Here is an 18,802-nt window from a genome sequence, read left to right on the forward strand (position 1 = left end):
GGCCCACTGATGGGCTTGGGTTACTTATAGTTTACTGATATCTCGTTAGATACTACATCAACGGATGTTGCCATACGCCCGGAACCGGGTACATAAAAGAGCATTCTAAATTCACTATTTGCCGGTATGCCTTGCAGTCCGTAGGTTTGCCCACTGGCACCGTCCAGATTAATGCACCGATTAGCCGCACAGAGCTTAACAGCTAAATCTATCGGTGCGGGCGATTTCAATTGATATAGCCAGTAGACCACGGTGACAGATTGGGCGGCGGTAACCCCCAATCCAGAGGGCGGGAGAAAAGCAGGGGAAGATGCTAACATCCCTTTGTATTGAAATGATGGCCCTGCCAGGCTGACATTCCAGCCGCCTTGCTGAGCATAGACAACGGACGATGAGATGACTGCCACCATCCCCCAAAACACGGTCACCATGATTTTCTTCATCAGGAAAGTTCACCACCAATCATTGATGTCATTCTGATTTGACGACTATCGCTAATCTCAAGATTCGACAGTACGGCAATTTGCGGCAGACTGCGGCGCAGGAATCGCGACAATAGCCCACGCAGTGCGTGGTTGACCAACAATACCGGCGGCGCACCCAATACTTCCTGCCGTTGCAATGCCTGTCGAGCCTGCTCCAGTAATCTGTCACTCAGTCCAGGCTCCAGACCACCGCCTCCCTGAAGCGCTTGTAATAGCAAACGCTCCAACGCGCCATCAAGACCGATGACCTGAAGTTCCGTATCACCCGGGAACCACTGCTGCGTGATGGCCCGTCCAAGTGCAATGCGTACAGCCGTCGTCAGTTCATTAGGATCTGTTTGCACACTTGCATGTTCAGCCAGCGTTTCGATAACCGTGCGCATATCACGAATCGATACCTGCTCGCTTAACAAATTCTGCAATACTTTGTGTAACGTGGTTAACGTCACTACGCCCGGAATAAAATCCTCCGTTAGCTTTGGCATTTCCTGAGATACGCGGTCCATCAGTTGTTGCGCTTCCTGACGACCAAACAACTCACTGGCATGCAAACTAAGCAAATGATTCAGGTGGGTCGCCACCACTGTACTGGCTTCAACCACGGTAAACCCCTGGGTTTGTGCCTGCTCCTTCAATGCACTTTCTATCCAGACCGCGGGCAAACCAAAAGCGGGATCTTTCGTTAGATCTCCCGGTAGTGTGCCCACTGCATTTCCGGGGTTAATCGCCATCCAACGCCCCGGATGTGCCTCACCGCTACCGATCTCAACACCTTTCATCAGGATGCGATAGCTGGCCGGCTGCAAGTCCAGGTTATCTCGAATATGCACTACCGGTGGGAGGAATCCCATTTCCTGGGCAAACTTCTTACGGATACTGCGAATACGTCCAAGTAACTCACCGTTTTGCTGGAAATCCACCATAGGTATCAAACGGTATCCCACTTCCATACCAAGCGGGTCTTCCAGTTGAACGTCAGACCAACTGGCTTCTATCACCTGTGGTGTTGTCGGAGTGGCAGCCGCCGCCTCCGTCGCTGCAAATGCGGCTTTATTCTCCCCTCCTTTCTTCATCCACCAGGCTAACCCCAACAGCGTTGCGGTAAACAGCAGGAAGACAAAGTTAGGCATACCAGGAACCAGACCAATCAGTCCCAATACCCCCGCACTTAAGATCATGACACGTGGGTTATTGAACAGTTGGGTAACCATCTGTTGACCGACATCTTGATCGGTACTGACCCGGGTAACAATCACACCGGCGGCGGTTGAAATCACCAGTGCCGGAATTTGTGCAACCAGACCGTCACCGATTGTCAGGAGTGTATAGTTTTCAACAGCCTGCCCCAGCACCATATTGTGCTGAACGACCCCAACTAGTAAGCCACCGATGATGTTGATGGCCATTATCATCAACCCAGCGATAGCATCCCCCCTCACGAACTTACTCGCACCATCCATGGAACCATAGAAATCCGCTTCCTGAGTAACTTCAGAGCGACGTTTTTTGGCTTCATCCTCACCAATCAACCCGGCATTCAAATCAGCATCAATCGCCATTTGCTTTCCGGGCATCCCATCCAGGGTAAAGCGCGCGCCAACTTCCGCGATACGCCCAGCCCCCTTGGTGATTACCATGAAGTTGATCAGGACCAGGATAATAAACACCACAATACCGATGGCAAAATTACCCCCCACCAGGAAGTGGCCAAAGGCTTCAACCACTCTCCCAGCCGCACCAGCGCCGGTATGCCCTTCCATTAGAATGATACGTGTGGACGCAACATTAAGTGACAAACGTAACAGTGTAGAAAACAACAGGATAGTCGGGAAGGCCGCAAAATCGAGCGTACGCTGGGTAAACATCGCAACCAGTAACACCATAATGGACAGTGCGATATTGAACGTAAACAGCAGGTCCAAAACAAACGGTGGCAGCGGCAGAACCATCATCGACAGGATGAGCAATATCAGAACAGGTCCTGCCAGAATCTGCCATTGCGAACCTTTCATATTGCCAGGTAGACGAAGTAAAGAGGCCAGGTTAGCCATCGGTTGTTTTCTCTTTAGCAAAATCCAGTGCATCCGGCACAGGTAAGTTTTTAGGTTTACGTGGAATCAATCCGCCTTCACGTTTCCAGCGTTTGAGCTGATAGACCCACGAAAGCACTTCGGCAACAGCGGCATATAATCCGGTCGGGATCTGCTGCCCTATTTCAGTATGACGGTAAAGGGCCCGAGCCAACGGCGGCGCTTCAAGTATCGGGATACGGTTCTCTGTACCAAGTTCACGGATGCGTTGGGCTATCCGATCAGCACCTTTGGCCAGCACTCGGGGTGCACTCATTTTCTTTTCATCATACTTCAGCGCAACAGCATAGTGAGTCGGGTTGGTGACGATAACGTCGGCCTTCGGCACATCCGACATCATTCGGCGTTGTGCCATCGCCCGCTGCTGCTGGCGGATACGGTTTTTAATATGCGGATCCCCTTCGTGCTCTTTGTATTCGTCACGAATCTCCTGCTTGCTCATGCGTAGCCGCTTAATGTGACTCCATATCTGCCAGGCCACGTCAAAGCCAACCATAGGGAACAGCCCGAGGATCACCCAAAAACAACACAAGAGCGCGATATTCAGCGCATCTTTTATCGCCATCCCCATGGGCTCCGACACAAGGTGCAACATACTATTCCAGTTGTGCCGGAGAAACCAAAAAGTAATAAGACCGACAATGACGGCTTTAAGGATTGCTTTAAATAACTCAGCCAACACCTGGGTCGAAAACATGCGCTTCAACCCAGATAACGGGTTCATCTTACCAAAATCGAAACTTATCGCCTTAGTACTGAAAATCAGGCCACCCAGTAGTATGGGGGCACCCAAGGCGACCAATACTAATCCAAACAAGATCGGCACAAGCGCCATCACCGCCTGCTCGAGCAACGTACCGACATGAGAGATTATCAACCGTTCGTCATTAATGAAGCCGTGGTCAAAAGTCAGCCCTTTAGCCATCATATCAGACAGTCTGCCAGCCATACTGGCCCCATACCCCCATAAAATAGCGAGGCCGGCAATCAGTATGAATACTGACGTCAGCTCCTTCGAACGGGGGATCTGACCTTCTTCTCGGGCTTTTTCTGTTCGTTGGGGGGTGGGAGCTTCTGTTTTCTCCAGATCGCTATCATCTGCCACTAGAGCCGCTCCTGTTAACGCTCGCTGACATAAAGTTATACAACGCTAGCATGACAAAATCCGGCAAATTCTTATGGGTAGAACAAAGGAGAAAATAAGTGGCTATTTATTTTATTGCATAAGAAAGGGGCAGGAATTTACGATCGGGGCAAGCCCGACCGTAAAAATCCACATACCTTACGCCACGATGCCCACTCATACGAAGGATGAAATGGGTGTCGGGGTGAAATCAAAAACCCAGGCTATCCAACAGGTCATCGACCTGATCCTGATTAGAAACAATACCTGCGGCGGTTTTATCAACCTGAGGCCCGTTAAGCAGACCTTCATTCGCACGACGCGCATCAGACGGTTTCTCTGGAATATTTTCCAGCAATACCATCAGCAGTTGTTTTTCAATTTCCTGAACAACATCCATCATACGTTTAATAACTTGCCCGGTTAAGTCCTGGAAATCCTGTGCCATCATGATTTCCAGTAACTGGGCATTGGTAAACGCAGTATGATCCGGGACTGACTCAAGGTAGCTACGCGTGTCGGTAACCAACTCACGTGCCTCAGAGAGTTCAATCGGATTCTCAAACCACTGATCCCAACGGGTTTTCAGGGCTTTAGATTCTTCTTCCAGTTGGTTCTGACGAGGCTGGGCTGCTTCAACACAACTCAATGCACGCTCTGCAGCTTGCGCAGTCATCTGAACAACATAATCAAGACGATCACGCGCATCAGGAATCGCTTCGGCCGCTTCGGTGATCGCCTGATCTAAACCAAGCTCTTTCAGGCTGTCACGCAGCATGCGTGTCAATTGCCCGATACGAGAAATAATCTCTGTAGCAGACGCATGATCGTTAATGGGCATCGGATGTGGATTCATGGCATCTCCTTACATACCAAGCTTTTCGAAAATCTTACTCAGCTTTTCTTCAAGCGTAGCGGCAGTAAACGGTTTAACAACATAACCGCTGGCACCAGCCTGTGCTGCAGCAATAATATTCTCTTTCTTTGCTTCAGCGGTTACCATCAACACTGGGAGCTTGGAAAGCGCGCCGTCGGCACGGATAGCCTGTAACAGTTCCAGTCCGTCCATATTAGGCATGTTCCAGTCAGAAATGACAAAATCGAAACCGCCTGAACGAAGTTTGTTCAAAGCATCAGCGCCATCCTCCGCTTCTTCCACATTGTTGAAGCCCAGTTCTTTTAGTAGATTTCGAACAATACGACGCATTGTCGAAAAATCATCCACTACTAAAAATCTGAGTTCTTTATCAGCCATACCTACTCCTAATATTATTGCTCACCCCGGAGCTGCTATATACGTAATGCCTGTCCGGCAGAAACTTGTGCCAGCATCCGCTGACTCACCTGGTGCAAATCCACCACCTCATCGACACCACCGAGTGCAATAGCCTCTCGAGGCATACCGAATACTACACAACTGGCTTCATTCTGCGCGATCGTATACGCTCCCGCCTTATGAAGCTCCAGCATTCCTGCGGCGCCATCATTCCCCATGCCGGTTAGGATTACTCCTACTGCATTTCGTCCGGCGTACTGTGCAACAGAGTGGAACAGTACGTCAACAGAAGGACGATGACGATTGACCGGCGGACCATCATGCAGTTTTACCTGGTAGTTCGCGCCACTACGCGCCAGCTCAAGATGACGAGCGCCAGGTGCGATATAAGCATGCCCTGGCAGGACACGTTCACCATCTTCAGCTTCTTTTACTGTAATCTGACACAGCTTGTTCAGTCGTTCAGCAAAAGACTTGGTAAATCCTGGCGGCATATGCTGAGTAATCAGTAATGCCGGGCTGGTTGGTGGCAGCGGCTGCAAAACATGTCGGATTGCCTCAGTCCCACCTGTTGACGCCCCAATCGCGATCAACTTTTCACTACTGAGCAGCGGCATGCTGGGGAGCAATACCGAAGGTGCAACCCCCGTACTACGCTGTGGTAAGCGTGCTTTGGCAGCCATGCGGATTTTTTCCGCAATCAGCTCACTGTATGCCAGCATCCCCTCGCGGATACCCAATTGAGGCTTGGTAACAAAGTCAATAGCCCCAAGTTCAAGCGCCCGCAAAGTAATTTCAGAACCTTTCCCGGTCAACGAAGACACCATCACCACAGGCATTGGGCGAAGGCGCATTAACTTCTCAAGAAAATCAAGGCCATCCATACGTGGCATTTCCACATCAAGCGTCAACACCTGCGGGTTGAATTTCTTGATCAGATCGCGTGCCACCAATGGGTCAGGTGCAGTAGCAACCACTTCCATATCGGGATGGCTATTAATAATTTCGGTCATGATCTGTCGCATCAGGGCAGAATCATCAACACATAATACTTTTATTTTGCTCATTATCTTTCCTTAGCCAGCCCATAAACAGTCTGCCCGCGCAGGTAGAATTCCCGACTGATCTGACTGAAGTTCTCTGAGTGTCCGGCAAACAATAATCCGCCTGGTTTAAGTAGCGGAACAAAACGACGCAAAATGCGTTCCTGAGTCTCTTTATCGAAATAAATCATCACATTACGACAAAAGATCGCATCAAACGGCGCAGGTACAGACCATTCTGGTGCCAATAGATTCACTTGCTGAAAATGAATCATGTTCGCCAGATCCGGACGAACCCGAACCAGACCACTGTGCGGCCCGGTTCCACGCAAAAAGAAGCGCTGCATCTGCTGTGGAGAAAGTGACCGGAGATCTTCCTGCCGATAAATACCCGCAGAAGCTTTCTCTAAAACTTGTGTATCAATATCACTGGCTGTTATCTGGCAGTTACTGGCACGATCGCCATAAACCTCCGCCAACGTCATAGCCAGAGAATACGGTTCTTCACCGGTGGAAGCTGCAGTACACCAGATACTGTACCCACCCTGCTGCCGTTTGCGGGCATGCTCAGCAAGGATAGGAAAATGGTGAGCCTCACGAAAAAATGCCGTCAAATTCGTTGTTAACGCATTGATGAATGCCTGCCACTCAGCACTGTTAGGATCTGACTCCAACAGCGCAAGGTACTGACCAAAATCATTGATTCCCAACAAACGCAATCGTCTAACCAGGCGGTTATAGACCATTTCGCGTTTATGGTCGGCCAGCACAATACCAGCACGTTGATAGATAAGCTGACTGATTCTCCGAAAGTGAACATCAGACAGCGGCAACCGTTCAACCATCTGACTCAAAATAGATGTAGAACCTGAACGATTTGGCGATGGTGTATTATTCATATCTGACCGCCCGAAAATGGATAGATGATTTTATTGTTTTTCAATCAGACTTCCCATTATGACTATTACAGGTCTAATGCCTTATCTCAAGCTTCGCCACGCGATGAACGCTATCTATCAACATACCACTGGGAAACTTGCTTTTATCCGTCTTTTTCCGACGAATTAATAGCGGTAATCACACAATGGTTTGAATGGATGCTTTTGACATTGTTCATCATGAAGATTGTTCACACTAAAACAATTCAATCTTCATCGTCGCCACACTCCCTGAGTAGCACCATCGTTACCAGCCAACGCTGCTGACTGAGAGTCGCCCTTTAAGGCTCGCTAAAATACGCCCATACAATTGGCATTAGTTATATAAATCGGCTGTATTAAACCTTTCTTTAACTAAAGAGGCGTCATAACGGCAACAAAAATTAAAACTGCAACATTTGTCTCAAAACCGTCGGTTCCTCTGTACAGCCTCGGGACTATTAGTGCACGAAATCCCTTAAAAAAAACTTAAGTAAACAACACTAATATAGATGTTATCAGCTATTTTTTCTGTTCTGTGATGCAACTTTCATCAGAAATAGAACTGAAAGACGAAAAATTAGCCAATCGAAAATTTATACTCAACACCGTTGCTCAGGATAAATTTCCATTACTATCTAAGTATCAATCGGGTGGGCCATATCCTGACCTACCCGATTCAGTCATTAAAAACGATTAAAAGGTTTCCCAGTTATCGGCAGTTTTACTGGTTCTGGCCTTTTTCTCTGTCTCCGTTATTACTGAGGTTGCCAGCAAGGCGGGTCTGGCAACGCGAGCTGAAGCAGCAACCGCAGCAGACTGGGTTGTCATACCGTTGTTTCCTGATAAACGGAACACCGCTACCGCCTGATTCAGTACCCGAACCTGCTCTTCGAGCGAGTGAGCGGCAGAAGCAGACTCCTCAACCAACGCAGAGTTTTGCTGGGTAACCCGATCCATTTCTGTCACCGCCTGACCGACTTGATCGATACCACGGCTTTGTTCTTCAGAAGCCGATGCGATTTCCCCCATGATGTCAGTCACACGAGTCACCGCACCCACTATTTCCCCCATCGTTTCACCGGCACTTTCAACCAGCACTGAGCCTTCTTCAACCCGGTTTACCGAATCTTCAATCAGAGACTTAATTTCTTTCGCCGCCTGCGCACTGCGCTGGGCCAGACTACGAACCTCGCCAGCAACAACGGCAAAGCCCCGTCCCTGCTCCCCTGCTCTCGCAGCTTCAACAGCGGCGTTCAGCGCCAGAATATTAGTCTGGAACGCGATACCGTCGATCACACTGGTGATATCAGCAATCTTCTGCGAGCTTCCCGCAATGTTATGCATGGTTTTCACCACATTATCGACCACTTTCCCACCTTTTTGCGCAGTCTCAGACGCGCTCAAAGCCAGTTGGCTCGCCTGACGTGCGTTTTCAGCATTCTGCTTCACGGTAGAAGTAAGTTGTTCCATGCTGGCAGCGGTTTCTTCAAGTGCGGCAGCCTGCTGTTCCGTTCTTGACGACAGATCAGTATTGCCCGCGCTGATTTCCGATGCACCGGTGTAAATGGCCTCTGCACTTTGTCGAACTGCACTCACCGTCGTAAAAAACTCGGTTTGCATATGTCGCAGGCTATCAGCCAGAATGCCCATCTCATTCGTGCCGTGAAAATCAATCCGGGTCGTCAGATCACCTTTCGCCATATGACGAATATGCCCAATAAGGTTGTGCAGTGGCTGAACAAGAGAACGGTTGATACCCAACCAGACGATCAACGCCATAAGCACAACGAAGATCGCGACAGAAACCAACAACCACAATGCCGTCGAATAAGAAGCATTATTCTCTTCTACCGCATTGGCATAAACTTTATCGTAGGAGTCTTTGTAAGAATAATAAGCTTTCTCGAACCGATCCTGAAAACCTTGGGTAGGTTGATCAAAAAACTCCTTCAGCTTTCCGGTAGAGATAAAAACAATCAACTCACTTAATGCATTGTTCAGTGCGGTATAATTATCTTTTACCGCCTGACCAATAGCAGGATCTTGTTGATTCGTATATGGTATTTTTTCATAATTGGCAAAGTGGGTATTGGCGATAACCAGTTGCTTTTTCGCCAGTTCAATCAGATCTTTTGCTGATACCCCGCCGGAAACCCCACCAGATATGTCCATCGCATAACGCGTTCCCGCACGGTTCAGCGTGTTACGCGTTTGCAATAAATAAGACCAGGTCGATTCCAGCTCTGATTTCTGTTGGTTAATAATTCTTGTCGTCGTGAAGATATCTCGGTCCGACTTCAATGCATTGAAAAATAGTCCGCCGGAAATGATTTGTAGGGCAATAAATAACCCAAGAATAATAACAAGCCCAGTAACAACTTTTATACGATTCAGCATATTAAAACCTTAATTGCAACGATCCCTGATGCCTTGGTATCTCTACAACCTTTTAACTTCCAGAGATTGGGGGTAATAAATGATATGGGCCACCGAAGTGGCCCAGTATGGCTTTTTATCAAACCTTCATGACGCTATCAACCAGCGCCATTTCTTCGCTGCTGAGTAGCCTTTCAATATCTACCAGAATCAGCATACGTTCCCCCAACGAACCCAGTCCGGTGAGATATTCCGTTGACAGCGTGACAGCAAACTCCGGTGCCGGGCGAATTTGTTCAGCCGTCAGGGACAGAACATCAGAAACGCCATCGACCACGATGCCAACAACACGCTGCCCCAGGTTCAATACGATAACAACGGTATTGTCATCATAATCGACTTCCTGCTGCATGAATTTGATGCGCAAATCGACAATCGGCACGATAACGCCACGCAGGTTGGTGACACCTTTAATAAACTCAGGGGTATTGGCAATACGGGTAACTTGATCGTAACCGCGAATTTCTTGAACCTTCAAAATATCCACGCCGTATTCTTCATCACCCAGCGTGAAAATCAAAAATTCCTGACCTACTGTCTCGCCCGCTAATTTTGTGACATTTGCAAGTCCAGTCATGTTTCTCACCTTTAATCTATAGCTGTAATTTGCTGTTAAGCTGCGGTTTCAACCACACGCTTTTCCCGATAAAGCGCCTGCAACGCAGAAACATCCACAATCAGCGCTACGCTACCATCACCCAAAATAGTTGCGGCTGAAACGCCTGGCACCTTGCGGTAGTTGCTTTCCAGGTTTTTCACAACAACCTGATGCTGACCAATCAACTGGTCAACCAGCAAGGCATAACGACGGCCAGCGCTCTGCAGAATAACGACGATACCCTGAGTGGCATCCGTTTTTGCTCCGGCGACATCGAATACCTGATACAGCTCAACCAGTGGCAGATATTCGCCACGAACCTGCAACACTCGCTCTCCCCCCGCCAGAGGATACAAGTCCTCAGACTGAGGCTGCAAAGATTCCATCACGGCGTTAAGCGGCAGGATAAAGACTTCATCATTAACCTTGACGGACATACCATCAAGTATGGCCAGTGTCAGCGGCAGCAGAATACGAATCGTCGTTCCTTTACCTTTCACGAAATGGATTTCAACATGCCCACCCATTTCCTGAATATTCCGTTTCACCACATCCATACCAACGCCACGGCCTGACACATCGGTCACTTTCTCTGCAGTAGAAAAACCCGGAGCAAAGATCAGCATACCGACGTCTTCATCCGTCATGCTTTCACTGACAGCCATCCCTTGGGACAACGCCTTAGCCAGAATACGTTCACGATTCAAGCCGGCACCATCATCAATCACTTCAATGCAAATATTGCCACCCTGATGTTCTGCGGACAGTATCAGGTTCCCTACTGCAGGTTTGCCCGATTCAATACGCTTCTCAGGTGATTCAATACCGTGATCGAGGCTGTTACGCACGAGGTGTGTCAATGGGTCAATGATGCGTTCAATCAGGCTTTTATCCAGTTCGGTTGAGCTCCCTTGCAGGGTCAGCTCAACTTCTTTACCCAATTTAGCCGCCAAGTCGCGAACCAGACGTGGAAAACGGCTGAATACATACTCCATCGGCATCATACGGATGGACATCACCGATTCTTGCAGGTCACGAGCATTTCTTTCAAGTTGCCCCATGCTATTGAGCAGATCGCCATGTGCAACAGGGTCAAGAGCACTGGAACGCTGTGCCAGCATAGACTGAGTAATAACCAACTCACCGACCAAGTTAATGAGTTGGTCAACCTTTTCCACCGCTACACGGATACTGGTATCACCTGTTTTCTGTCTACCTTTAGCGGCGTCATTATTGCCACCAGCAGGCTTGGCCACAGGGGCCGCTGCCGCAGCCGGTGCAGCAGGCTGCGCTGGTGCAACCGCAGCGGCAGGCTCGACAGGTTCAACCGCAGCGACAAACTCGGCTTGGGCTGGTGCGCCACCGGTAGCAGACTTGAAGCTAATCTGATCTGGCTCCAGAACAAAACATAACACAGCACTGATGTCATCTTCGCTGGCTGATGTATCGAGCGTCAGTTCGACACTATTACTGGTCTGTACGGAATCCTTCACTGTTCCGAGATTACCCAGTTCTTCAAGTAACTGAGGAATATCCGACTCTTTCAGGTTAGTAAGGGCTATACGCAATCCCGAGTGGCTGCCGGCAGACGCCGGAGCTGAGGATGGGGAAACCGATTGTTCAACCTCTGCTGCTTTGACAGGGGCGACCGCTCCAGCAGTGCCATTTTCTTTGGACTCCAGAGCAAGCTGGCGCAGAGCTTGACAGATATACTCAAAGCTTTCTGTGTTGGGCTCTTGCGCGGTTTTGTAAGCATCCAACTGATCCTGCATGATATCTTTGGTTTCCAAAAACAGGTTGATAATGTCAGTGCTCAGCCGCATTTCACCACGTCTGGCACCATCCAACAGGTTTTCTAGTATATGTGTAGTTTCCTGTAGTACAGTGAAACCAAATGTTCCCGCGCCCCCTTTAATCGAGTGAGCAGCACGAAATATGGCATTCATCTGTTCCGTATCAGGCGCTAACGGATCAAGTTGCAATAGATGCTGCTCCATGTCCGCCAACAATTCATCTGCTTCATCAAAAAATGTTTGATAAAAAGCACTCATGTCCATGCTCACGTGGGTCACCTCTGCTGTGAATCGCGGCTTGTTGAAGAAGGTGTCGCCTGACTATCAGGTGCTGCAGGCAAAGCTGTCGTAGGCTGCCGACGGCTTGTTGCCGATGAGCTCGCTCCCGACGCAGGCGCCGCTGTTGCGGGTGCCTGAACAGGAGCCACAGTTGAGCCAGATACAGGCGTCCCATTGGTTTCGGGTTTTGGTGCAGCCGTACTGTTACCGTTATCGGCAGGCGCGGTAACTGGCTTGGCTTTATCCATCCCCATGTTTTGTAAATTTTCTATTTTATCAATGTTTACTGCACTGCTTTCAGCATTTTCACGTTCGATATTCTCCTGAGCTTGCTTATTCAGGACAACCAGACTGATACGCCGGTTGATGGCATCGCTGCCGCCTTTCGCCTGCTTCAAATTCATCGTGTCAGCCATACCAACAACGCGCAACACTTTGCCATCGGCAAGTCCACCCGCAATTAATTCACGCCGGGAAGCGTTGGCACGATCAGCTGAAAGCTCCCAGTTACTATAGCCACGCTCCCCCATCGCATACGGTGCATCATCAGTATGGCCCGATAAACTGATCTTATTGGGAATATCATTCAAAATCGGCGCGATGGCTCGCAAAATATCGCTCATGTAAGGCTCTACCTGCGCACTACCCGTCTTAAACATGGGGCGATTGTTACTATCGATAATCTGGATGCGTAGACCCTCATCAACCATTTCAATCAACAGGTGCGGCCTTAATGCTCTGAGACGTGGATCCGCTTCTATCAACTGATCGAGGCGTTCGCGCAATTTATTCAGCTTAATTTCTTCAAGACGCCCATCCATCGTATCAATCTGTCGCTTCACATCCCCTTCCTGCTGTGTCGGATCCGAACCGCCACCTGGGATAGGATTGGAAGCATCACTAATCTTAGGGCCAGATGTAATGGCAATTTTTAATGGTGTACGAAAATACTCAGCAATCTGAGCCAACTGGGAAGGCGAAGAAATGGCAATCAACCACATGACCAAAAAAAGTGCCATCATAGCGGTCATGAAGTCAGCATAAGCAATCTTCCATGAACCACCATGGTGGGCGGCATGTCCCGATTTACGTTTTTTGCGGATAATGGGATGCTGATGTTTCATGCGTCATTTTCCGATGCCTGCTGTGCCGGAGCCTTCACATTACGAATATGCTCTTCCATTTCAGTAAATGAAGGACGCACGGTTGAATAAAGCGTTTTACGTCCAAACTCAACGGCAATCTGTGGCGCATAGCCATTCAGGCTGGATAATAGGGTTACCTTGATACATTGTAGCACCTTGATCTTCTCTGAGTTCTTCTGACGCAACAGTGATGCCAAAGGCGACACGAAACCGTAAGCTAACAAAATACCCAGGAACGTCCCCACCATCGCATGGGCAATCATCATGCCCAGTTCTGCTGCAGGACGATCAACAAATGCCAGAGAGTGCACTACCCCCATAACTGCAGCGACGATACCAAACGCAGGCAAACCATCCCCCATCAGGTTCAAACTCGTAGCCGGTACTTCAACTTCATGCTCGACGGTTTCAATCTCTTCATCCATCAGCGTTTCAATTTCAAACGCATTCATATTGCCGCTAACCATCAAACGCAGATAATCCGTGACGAACTCGACAATGTAGTTATCAGCAAGAATCCGGGGATAATTGGAAAATATCTCACTCTCTTTCGGGTTATCAATGTCAAATTCCAGAGAAAGCATACCCTGCTGGCGAGACTTGGCCATCAACCGGAATAGGACCGCCATCAGGTCCATATACACGGCTTTGGTATATTTGGAGCCCTGAAATAGCACAGGAAAAGCCTTCATCGTCGCTTTGATAGCTTTAGCATTGTTACCGACAATAAAAGCCCCTACTGCCGCGCCACCGATAATCAGCAGTTCTGAAGGCTGATACAACGCCCCCAACTCGCCACCAACCATAAGATAACCGCCAAGTATGGAGCCTATAGTGACAAGATAACCCAATATAACCAGCACAAGAATTCCTTATAGATATTAAAAGGGTAGCTGAGAGAGTTATAAATGCAGTATTACCAACGACTTATTTGAAGGGGATACTGCCATCGAGCAATGAACGCGCGATGACAGAACCACAAAATCGCCATCAGGCTCAGACTGCATGCTTAACCTGTTCATCCAGCAGTTGAGGGATCATATCGGCAACACTCGGCGAAAGTTTACGTCTTTTTACTGCTCTGGAAGGTGGCTGGCACAAACTGCAGACAAAACTGTTTTTTGGCTGGTGCGCATGGGTGATAAACATACCCTTGCAGCAGTTGCATGAGGACAACTGCAACATCCCGCTATCGACAAAGCGTACCAGTGTCCAGGCACGGGTCAACGCTAGCAACGGCACATCACTTTGAGGGGCACATTGTTCGAGGTAAAGGCGATAAGCCTTGATAACCGCTTCAACACCGCTGCATTGACTATTTTTGAGCAAAAACAGGTAGGCGTTATAAAACATGGAAGAGTGGATGTTCTGTTCCCATGTCATGAACCAGTCGGTGGAAAACGGCAGCATCCCTTTAGGCGGAGGGCTGCCCCTCAATTCTTTATATAGCTTAATCAAGCGACCACGGCTTAATTGGGTCTCGCTTTCTAGCATCTGGAGGCGTGCGCCCAGCGAAATGAGCTCCATCGCCAGCTGTATGTCCTTAGCTTCCTGAACAATACTTTTCTCAGCCATCATTATGCCCTTTTCTTAGGCAAGCTTTCTTCCTTTGAAGATAGCTCTTGTAATAAATGACTCGACAACAAAATACCGGTATGAATCTGTTGCAGATCGTCGACCCGGGATTCTTGTGTTAATAGCTTAATCGTATTGTGATCACTGAAGCGGAAGTGGCATATCAGCTGATTGGTTTCGGCTAGTTTGACCATTTGCGGTAAGGTCAATTGCATCAATGCATCAGCCATTTCCTCATTGATACCCAACCGGAACATAGCTGATGCTTTTTCGTCGTTTATTAATCGCTGAGCCAGTAACAAATAAGACAAATTGATGTCATAAATGTGTTTTAGCAGTTCAGAGGTACCCATATTCCCATCCCGACAGACTATGTTTCAAACATAAGTTAGGTGATAGACAGCTCACCCGCTAAACAATCACTCTCCATAGGTGGCATGAAAACTATCGGTGCCAGACAATTTTATTACTTTATAATCTTCTAATATGACGAAAAATACAGCATCAATGTTAATAAATTTGAGATCCCATCTCTTCATAACTTCAGACTCATCCTTTCCCTGTATTGCGTCCAACATAGAGCGTAGGATTAATCCTAATCCTACGCCACTGTACCGCCTTCAGCCTGATTCATACAACGCAAGCCTGTTGGCATTTTGATAATTATGTGACTATGATCACAAAAATGAAAGGGGCGAAACATAATATTTCACTGATTTTTGCTCCGCTGTGAAATTTTCCTGAACACAATATACGCATAATAGAAGAAAAAAACCCCCCACAACACCCCACCCTTTTGACAAGAAATCATAATCATTTGATATTTAAAATAAAAAAACAAATCCGATGACTGACAATTTTTGTCCTACTTCTGCGACCATCTTGATTTACATTAACATTTCTAATTTTATAACCTGGGTTATTATTTTATAAGTTCCCTATATGTTCCGGTACATCTGGTTGCCAGTACACCATGGAGACTGACCGTACATAGGTACATCCATTCCTGATGCTCTCAGTATCTGACTGAAAAAGCGCCTTCGTTACCACCACACAAAGCGGAAAAGTACTGACGATCATAGCTAAACTCAATAGAAGAAAGTACTAATGCCGTTCGGAAGAGGTGATATTTTGTTCAATTAAAGCCCCATTCACCTACCTCTATCAGCCTTCTCAAGCGAGCACAACAGAAGAAAGATTGAGCTACAGTCCACCGGGTTTACATCAGAGCGATTAGCCAGGTTCCTGCTAAACTGATAGACAATGCTCACCTGTGTTTCCAGGAGGGCTATTTTCCTATTTTTAGGTATCCGTTATGTTGAATAGCTACCGATTAGCTGAATAAAAAAGAGACAGTACCTGATATCCTTCTGCCAGCAGATTCGTGATCGACATCGCATTGAAATTCATGAATGTTCCACATTATATGACGATGTTAGATTATGTTGGTATTTTGAAAACGGATCGCCACACAGCTGTTTCCAGAAACAAAAGCACCCAAACTACACCTGCAAGTAGTACGGTTGATGTACATATATTTTTCCTGAAAATGAGCGAATGGATATGAAAATGATGTCAAAGTCTGAACAACAGGGTAAAACCGGCATACTGGGTAATCTTGGACTGGTGCCGTTATTTGTCATCATTCTGGGCGGCATTATGCTGTTGTTTGCCCTGGCTATCGGTACATCCAGTTATTTTCTGGTGCGAGCTAATCAAAGTCTGGATTATGTCACTCAGGAAATTGACGTCCGTCTTGGGCTGTCAAACAGCTCTAACCATCTCAGAACCGCCCGCCTGTTGATTATTCAGGCTGGCGCTGCGGTGCGCGTTGGGGACACTGATGTATTCAACAACAACCTGAAACAGGCAGAACAGCGCATTGCCGCCTCGAAGGAGGCATTCAAAGCTTATCAAAACCGAAGTGTCAAAACCGATACGGATCTGGCAATCGATCCCGAACTGAATAAAGCCTATAACGACTACCTTGAAAAAGGCATCATGCCGATGCTCAAGGCAGCTAAAGACGGCTATTTCGAAGAAATCCTGACACACGAATCAGAAGAGGTTCGTCTTCTCGATGATGCCTATAACAAGCCATTACTGAAAGCCATTGCCTTTCGTACTGAACGAGCCAAAGCACTCAATAGTAATGCACAGTACGAGGCCAAAATGGGTTACACCTTGATGGCTGTCAGCTTCGCCATCGCGATTGTCATGACCATGCTAACCTTCTTCTTCTTGCGTGGTACGCTGATTAAGCCGATGAATCGCCTGGTGCAACGTATTCAACGTATTGCTCAAGGTGACCTGACCCAACCGGACGAAGTCTATGGTAAGAACGAAATCGGCATACTGGGTTACAATATCCAGCAAATGCAGGTATCGCTGGTGCATACCGTTTCCACCGTCCGTGACAGCGCAGATTCCATTTATCAGGGAACCACTGAGATAACCGCCGGCAATACCGATTTGTCTTCACGTACTGAGCAGCAGGCAGCAGCAATCGAGCAAACTGCCGCCAGCATGGAACAGTTGACCGCCACCGTCAAACAGAACTCCGATAACGCGCACCATGCCAGCCAACTGGCTTCTAATGCTTCTGGCAAGGCGAAGCAAGGGGGTGAGATTGTCGAAAATGTCGTTAATACCATGAACAGTATTTCCGGCAGTTCACGGAAAATTTCTGAAATCACGAATGTGATCAACAGTATTGCTTTCCAAACGAACATTCTGGCGCTGAACGCCGCGGTAGAAGCGGCGCGTGCGGGTGAGCAAGGTCGAGGGTTTGCGGTAGTGGCCGGTGAAGTACGTAGTCTGGCTCAGCGCAGTGCCCAGGCAGCCAAGGAAATTGAAGGATTGATCTCTGAATCCGTTTCACTGGTTCACAGCGGTTCGGAGCTGGTGGACAAAGCAGGCCAGACTATGCACGAAATTGTTCAGGCCGTCACCAATGTGACTGACATTATGAATGAAATCGCTTCTGCATCAGATGAGCAAAGTCGCGGCATCACCCAAGTCGGCCAGGCAATTTCAGAGATGGATAGCGTGACACAGCAGAATGCGGCGTTGGTGCAACAGGCCTCTGCCGCCGCTGCCTCACTCGAAGAGCAGGCAATGATACTGACCCGTGCCGTATCAGCGTTCAAACTTGCCAACGCTATCAATAGCACAGCCCCTACTCGAGCGACATTTACATCGAAGCCTTTACTGACAACAGCGACGGCGGCGTTAGGCACCTCTTCCGGAGCTAAATCCGGCAGCAATAATTGGGAAACCTTCTAAGTTCTTCCGGCCGATACAGATAACCGTATCGGCCTGTTTATTCATCGGCTTACTGATGTGGTTCGACAAAGATCCCTTCCGGATTATCCCGTTCATTGAAAAACCAAATCCCGTCGGGATAATCCTCCAGGGCGATGAGATACATCGTCCCCTCCTGGAAAGGCTCTACCGCCATAATCCTCCCTTTTCTGCGGGTTTCACCATCCGTTTTTACGGTTACCACATCATTTACGTTCACACGTCCACCTTATCCGTCATTCACCTTGAGGCTGCGGCCTGTACAGCCGTTCATACCAATCCGCCGACAGTATTGTCAAACTCAGGCGTATAAACAAAACACAACTTGTTCCCCTCAGGATCACGACAATAGGCCCCATAATAATCAGCCGCATAGTATGGACGAAGACCCGGTGCCCCCTCTTCATAAGCGCCCAACGATAATGCCGTTTCCCACACGTGGCGCACGGCCTGTGGCGAACTGACTGCAAAGCTCACTTGCGTCCCATTTCCCCAGGTCGCGGGCAAGCCATTGACCGGAATCTGGACATAAAACTGGGGCCAACGTCGCCCGGGGATATGCCACCCTTGCCCGGCTGGACCACCTGGTTCCTCCTGAACCGGAACGAAGCCTAATTCGGTCAGGATCACCGAATAAAACCGAATCATCATGTCGATATCTCGGGCACCAAGAATAATGTGACTGAACATCTTTTTTCCTTCTGTTATTCCATATCCCGGTTGTTGTACCAGTCAA

At 48.3% G+C, this 18,802-nt stretch carries 17 protein-coding genes; 1 reads left to right on the forward strand and 16 read right to left on the reverse strand.

Annotated features, from left to right (window positions below):
• Positions 1-20: 20 nt before the first annotated feature.
• The 14 genes from FAZ14_RS02395 to flhD all read right to left on the reverse strand — a co-directional run bounded on the left by FAZ14_RS02395 (position 21) and on the right by flhD (position 15,116).
• The gene (locus tag FAZ14_RS02395; protein ID WP_016940920.1) at positions 21-443 is read right to left on the reverse strand and encodes a flagellar protein FlhE; all 423 of its coding nucleotides are present in this window, start codon (positions 441-443) and stop codon (positions 21-23) included.
• The gene (flhA, locus tag FAZ14_RS02400) at positions 443-2,536 is read right to left on the reverse strand and encodes a flagellar biosynthesis protein FlhA (protein ID WP_153507977.1); all 2,094 of its coding nucleotides are present in this window, start codon (positions 2,534-2,536) and stop codon (positions 443-445) included. The genes FAZ14_RS02395 and flhA overlap by 1 nt, the downstream gene beginning before the upstream one ends.
• Positions 2,529-3,680 (reverse strand): flagellar biosynthesis protein FlhB, encoded by a 1,152-nt coding sequence (gene flhB / locus FAZ14_RS02405; protein ID WP_153507978.1) that lies wholly within the window; start codon positions 3,678-3,680, stop codon positions 2,529-2,531. The genes flhA and flhB overlap by 8 nt, the downstream gene beginning before the upstream one ends.
• A 229-nt stretch (positions 3,681-3,909) precedes the next feature.
• Positions 3,910-4,554 (reverse strand): protein phosphatase CheZ, encoded by a 645-nt coding sequence (gene cheZ / locus FAZ14_RS02410; protein ID WP_012884206.1) that lies wholly within the window; start codon positions 4,552-4,554, stop codon positions 3,910-3,912.
• Positions 4,555-4,563: 9 nt separating this feature from the next.
• Complete coding sequence (cheY, locus tag FAZ14_RS02415) at positions 4,564-4,953, reverse strand: chemotaxis response regulator CheY (RefSeq protein WP_012884205.1); 390 nt, start codon at positions 4,951-4,953, stop codon at positions 4,564-4,566.
• A 35-nt stretch (positions 4,954-4,988) separates the two neighbouring features.
• Positions 4,989-6,041, reverse strand: a complete 1,053-nt coding sequence (locus tag FAZ14_RS02420) for a protein-glutamate methylesterase/protein-glutamine glutaminase (protein WP_016940923.1) — start codon at positions 6,039-6,041, stop codon at positions 4,989-4,991.
• Positions 6,041-6,916: a protein-glutamate O-methyltransferase CheR gene (gene cheR, locus FAZ14_RS02425; protein ID WP_016940924.1), complete on the reverse strand. Its 876-nt coding sequence runs from the start codon at positions 6,914-6,916 to the stop codon at positions 6,041-6,043. The genes FAZ14_RS02420 and cheR overlap by 1 nt, the downstream gene beginning before the upstream one ends.
• A gap of 714 nt (positions 6,917-7,630) precedes the next feature.
• Positions 7,631-9,334 carry a methyl-accepting chemotaxis protein gene (locus FAZ14_RS02430; protein ID WP_038925741.1) on the reverse strand — a complete coding sequence of 568 codons (1,704 nt, stop codon included), beginning with the start codon at positions 9,332-9,334 and terminating at the stop codon, positions 7,631-7,633.
• 118 nt (positions 9,335-9,452) lie between these two features.
• The gene (cheW, locus tag FAZ14_RS02435) at positions 9,453-9,950 is read right to left on the reverse strand and encodes a chemotaxis protein CheW (RefSeq protein ID WP_016940926.1); all 498 of its coding nucleotides are present in this window, start codon (positions 9,948-9,950) and stop codon (positions 9,453-9,455) included.
• Positions 9,951-9,985: 35 nt separating this feature from the next.
• The gene (gene cheA / locus FAZ14_RS02440; RefSeq protein WP_029456290.1) at positions 9,986-12,022 is read right to left on the reverse strand and encodes a chemotaxis protein CheA; all 2,037 of its coding nucleotides are present in this window, start codon (positions 12,020-12,022) and stop codon (positions 9,986-9,988) included.
• A gap of 17 nt (positions 12,023-12,039) precedes the next feature.
• Positions 12,040-13,167, reverse strand: coding sequence for a flagellar motor protein MotB (gene motB, locus FAZ14_RS02445; protein WP_016940928.1), 1,128 nt, complete (start codon positions 13,165-13,167; stop codon positions 12,040-12,042).
• On the reverse strand, positions 13,164-14,051 hold the full coding sequence (gene motA, locus FAZ14_RS02450) for a flagellar motor stator protein MotA (RefSeq protein ID WP_016940929.1): 888 nt from the start codon (positions 14,049-14,051) through the stop codon (positions 13,164-13,166). The genes motB and motA overlap by 4 nt, the downstream gene beginning before the upstream one ends.
• 133 nt (positions 14,052-14,184) lie before the next feature.
• A complete protein-coding gene (gene flhC / locus FAZ14_RS02455; RefSeq protein WP_023640182.1) occupies positions 14,185-14,763 on the reverse strand; it encodes a flagellar transcriptional regulator FlhC in 579 nt (192 codons plus the stop codon).
• Positions 14,764-14,765: 2 nt separating this feature from the next.
• Positions 14,766-15,116, reverse strand: coding sequence for a flagellar transcriptional regulator FlhD (gene flhD / locus FAZ14_RS02460; RefSeq protein ID WP_016940930.1), 351 nt, complete (start codon positions 15,114-15,116; stop codon positions 14,766-14,768).
• A gap of 1,204 nt (positions 15,117-16,320) precedes the next feature.
• Between flhD and FAZ14_RS02465 the strand changes: the two genes are divergently transcribed.
• Positions 16,321-18,048, forward strand: a complete 1,728-nt coding sequence (locus FAZ14_RS02465; protein WP_016940932.1) for a methyl-accepting chemotaxis protein — start codon at positions 16,321-16,323, stop codon at positions 18,046-18,048.
• 49 nt (positions 18,049-18,097) lie between these two features.
• On the opposite strand, the gene dsrB is transcribed toward FAZ14_RS02465, so the two are convergent.
• On the reverse strand, positions 18,098-18,286 hold the full coding sequence (dsrB, locus tag FAZ14_RS02470; RefSeq protein WP_029456291.1) for a protein DsrB: 189 nt from the start codon (positions 18,284-18,286) through the stop codon (positions 18,098-18,100).
• A gap of 50 nt (positions 18,287-18,336) precedes the next feature.
• The gene (locus tag FAZ14_RS02475) at positions 18,337-18,756 is read right to left on the reverse strand and encodes a VOC family protein (RefSeq protein WP_016940933.1); all 420 of its coding nucleotides are present in this window, start codon (positions 18,754-18,756) and stop codon (positions 18,337-18,339) included.
• Between the last annotated feature and the right edge of the window lie 46 nt (positions 18,757-18,802).

The organism is Dickeya oryzae (assembly GCF_009372235.1).
In the GTDB taxonomy this organism is placed as follows: Bacteria; Pseudomonadota; Gammaproteobacteria; order Enterobacterales; family Enterobacteriaceae; genus Dickeya; species Dickeya oryzae.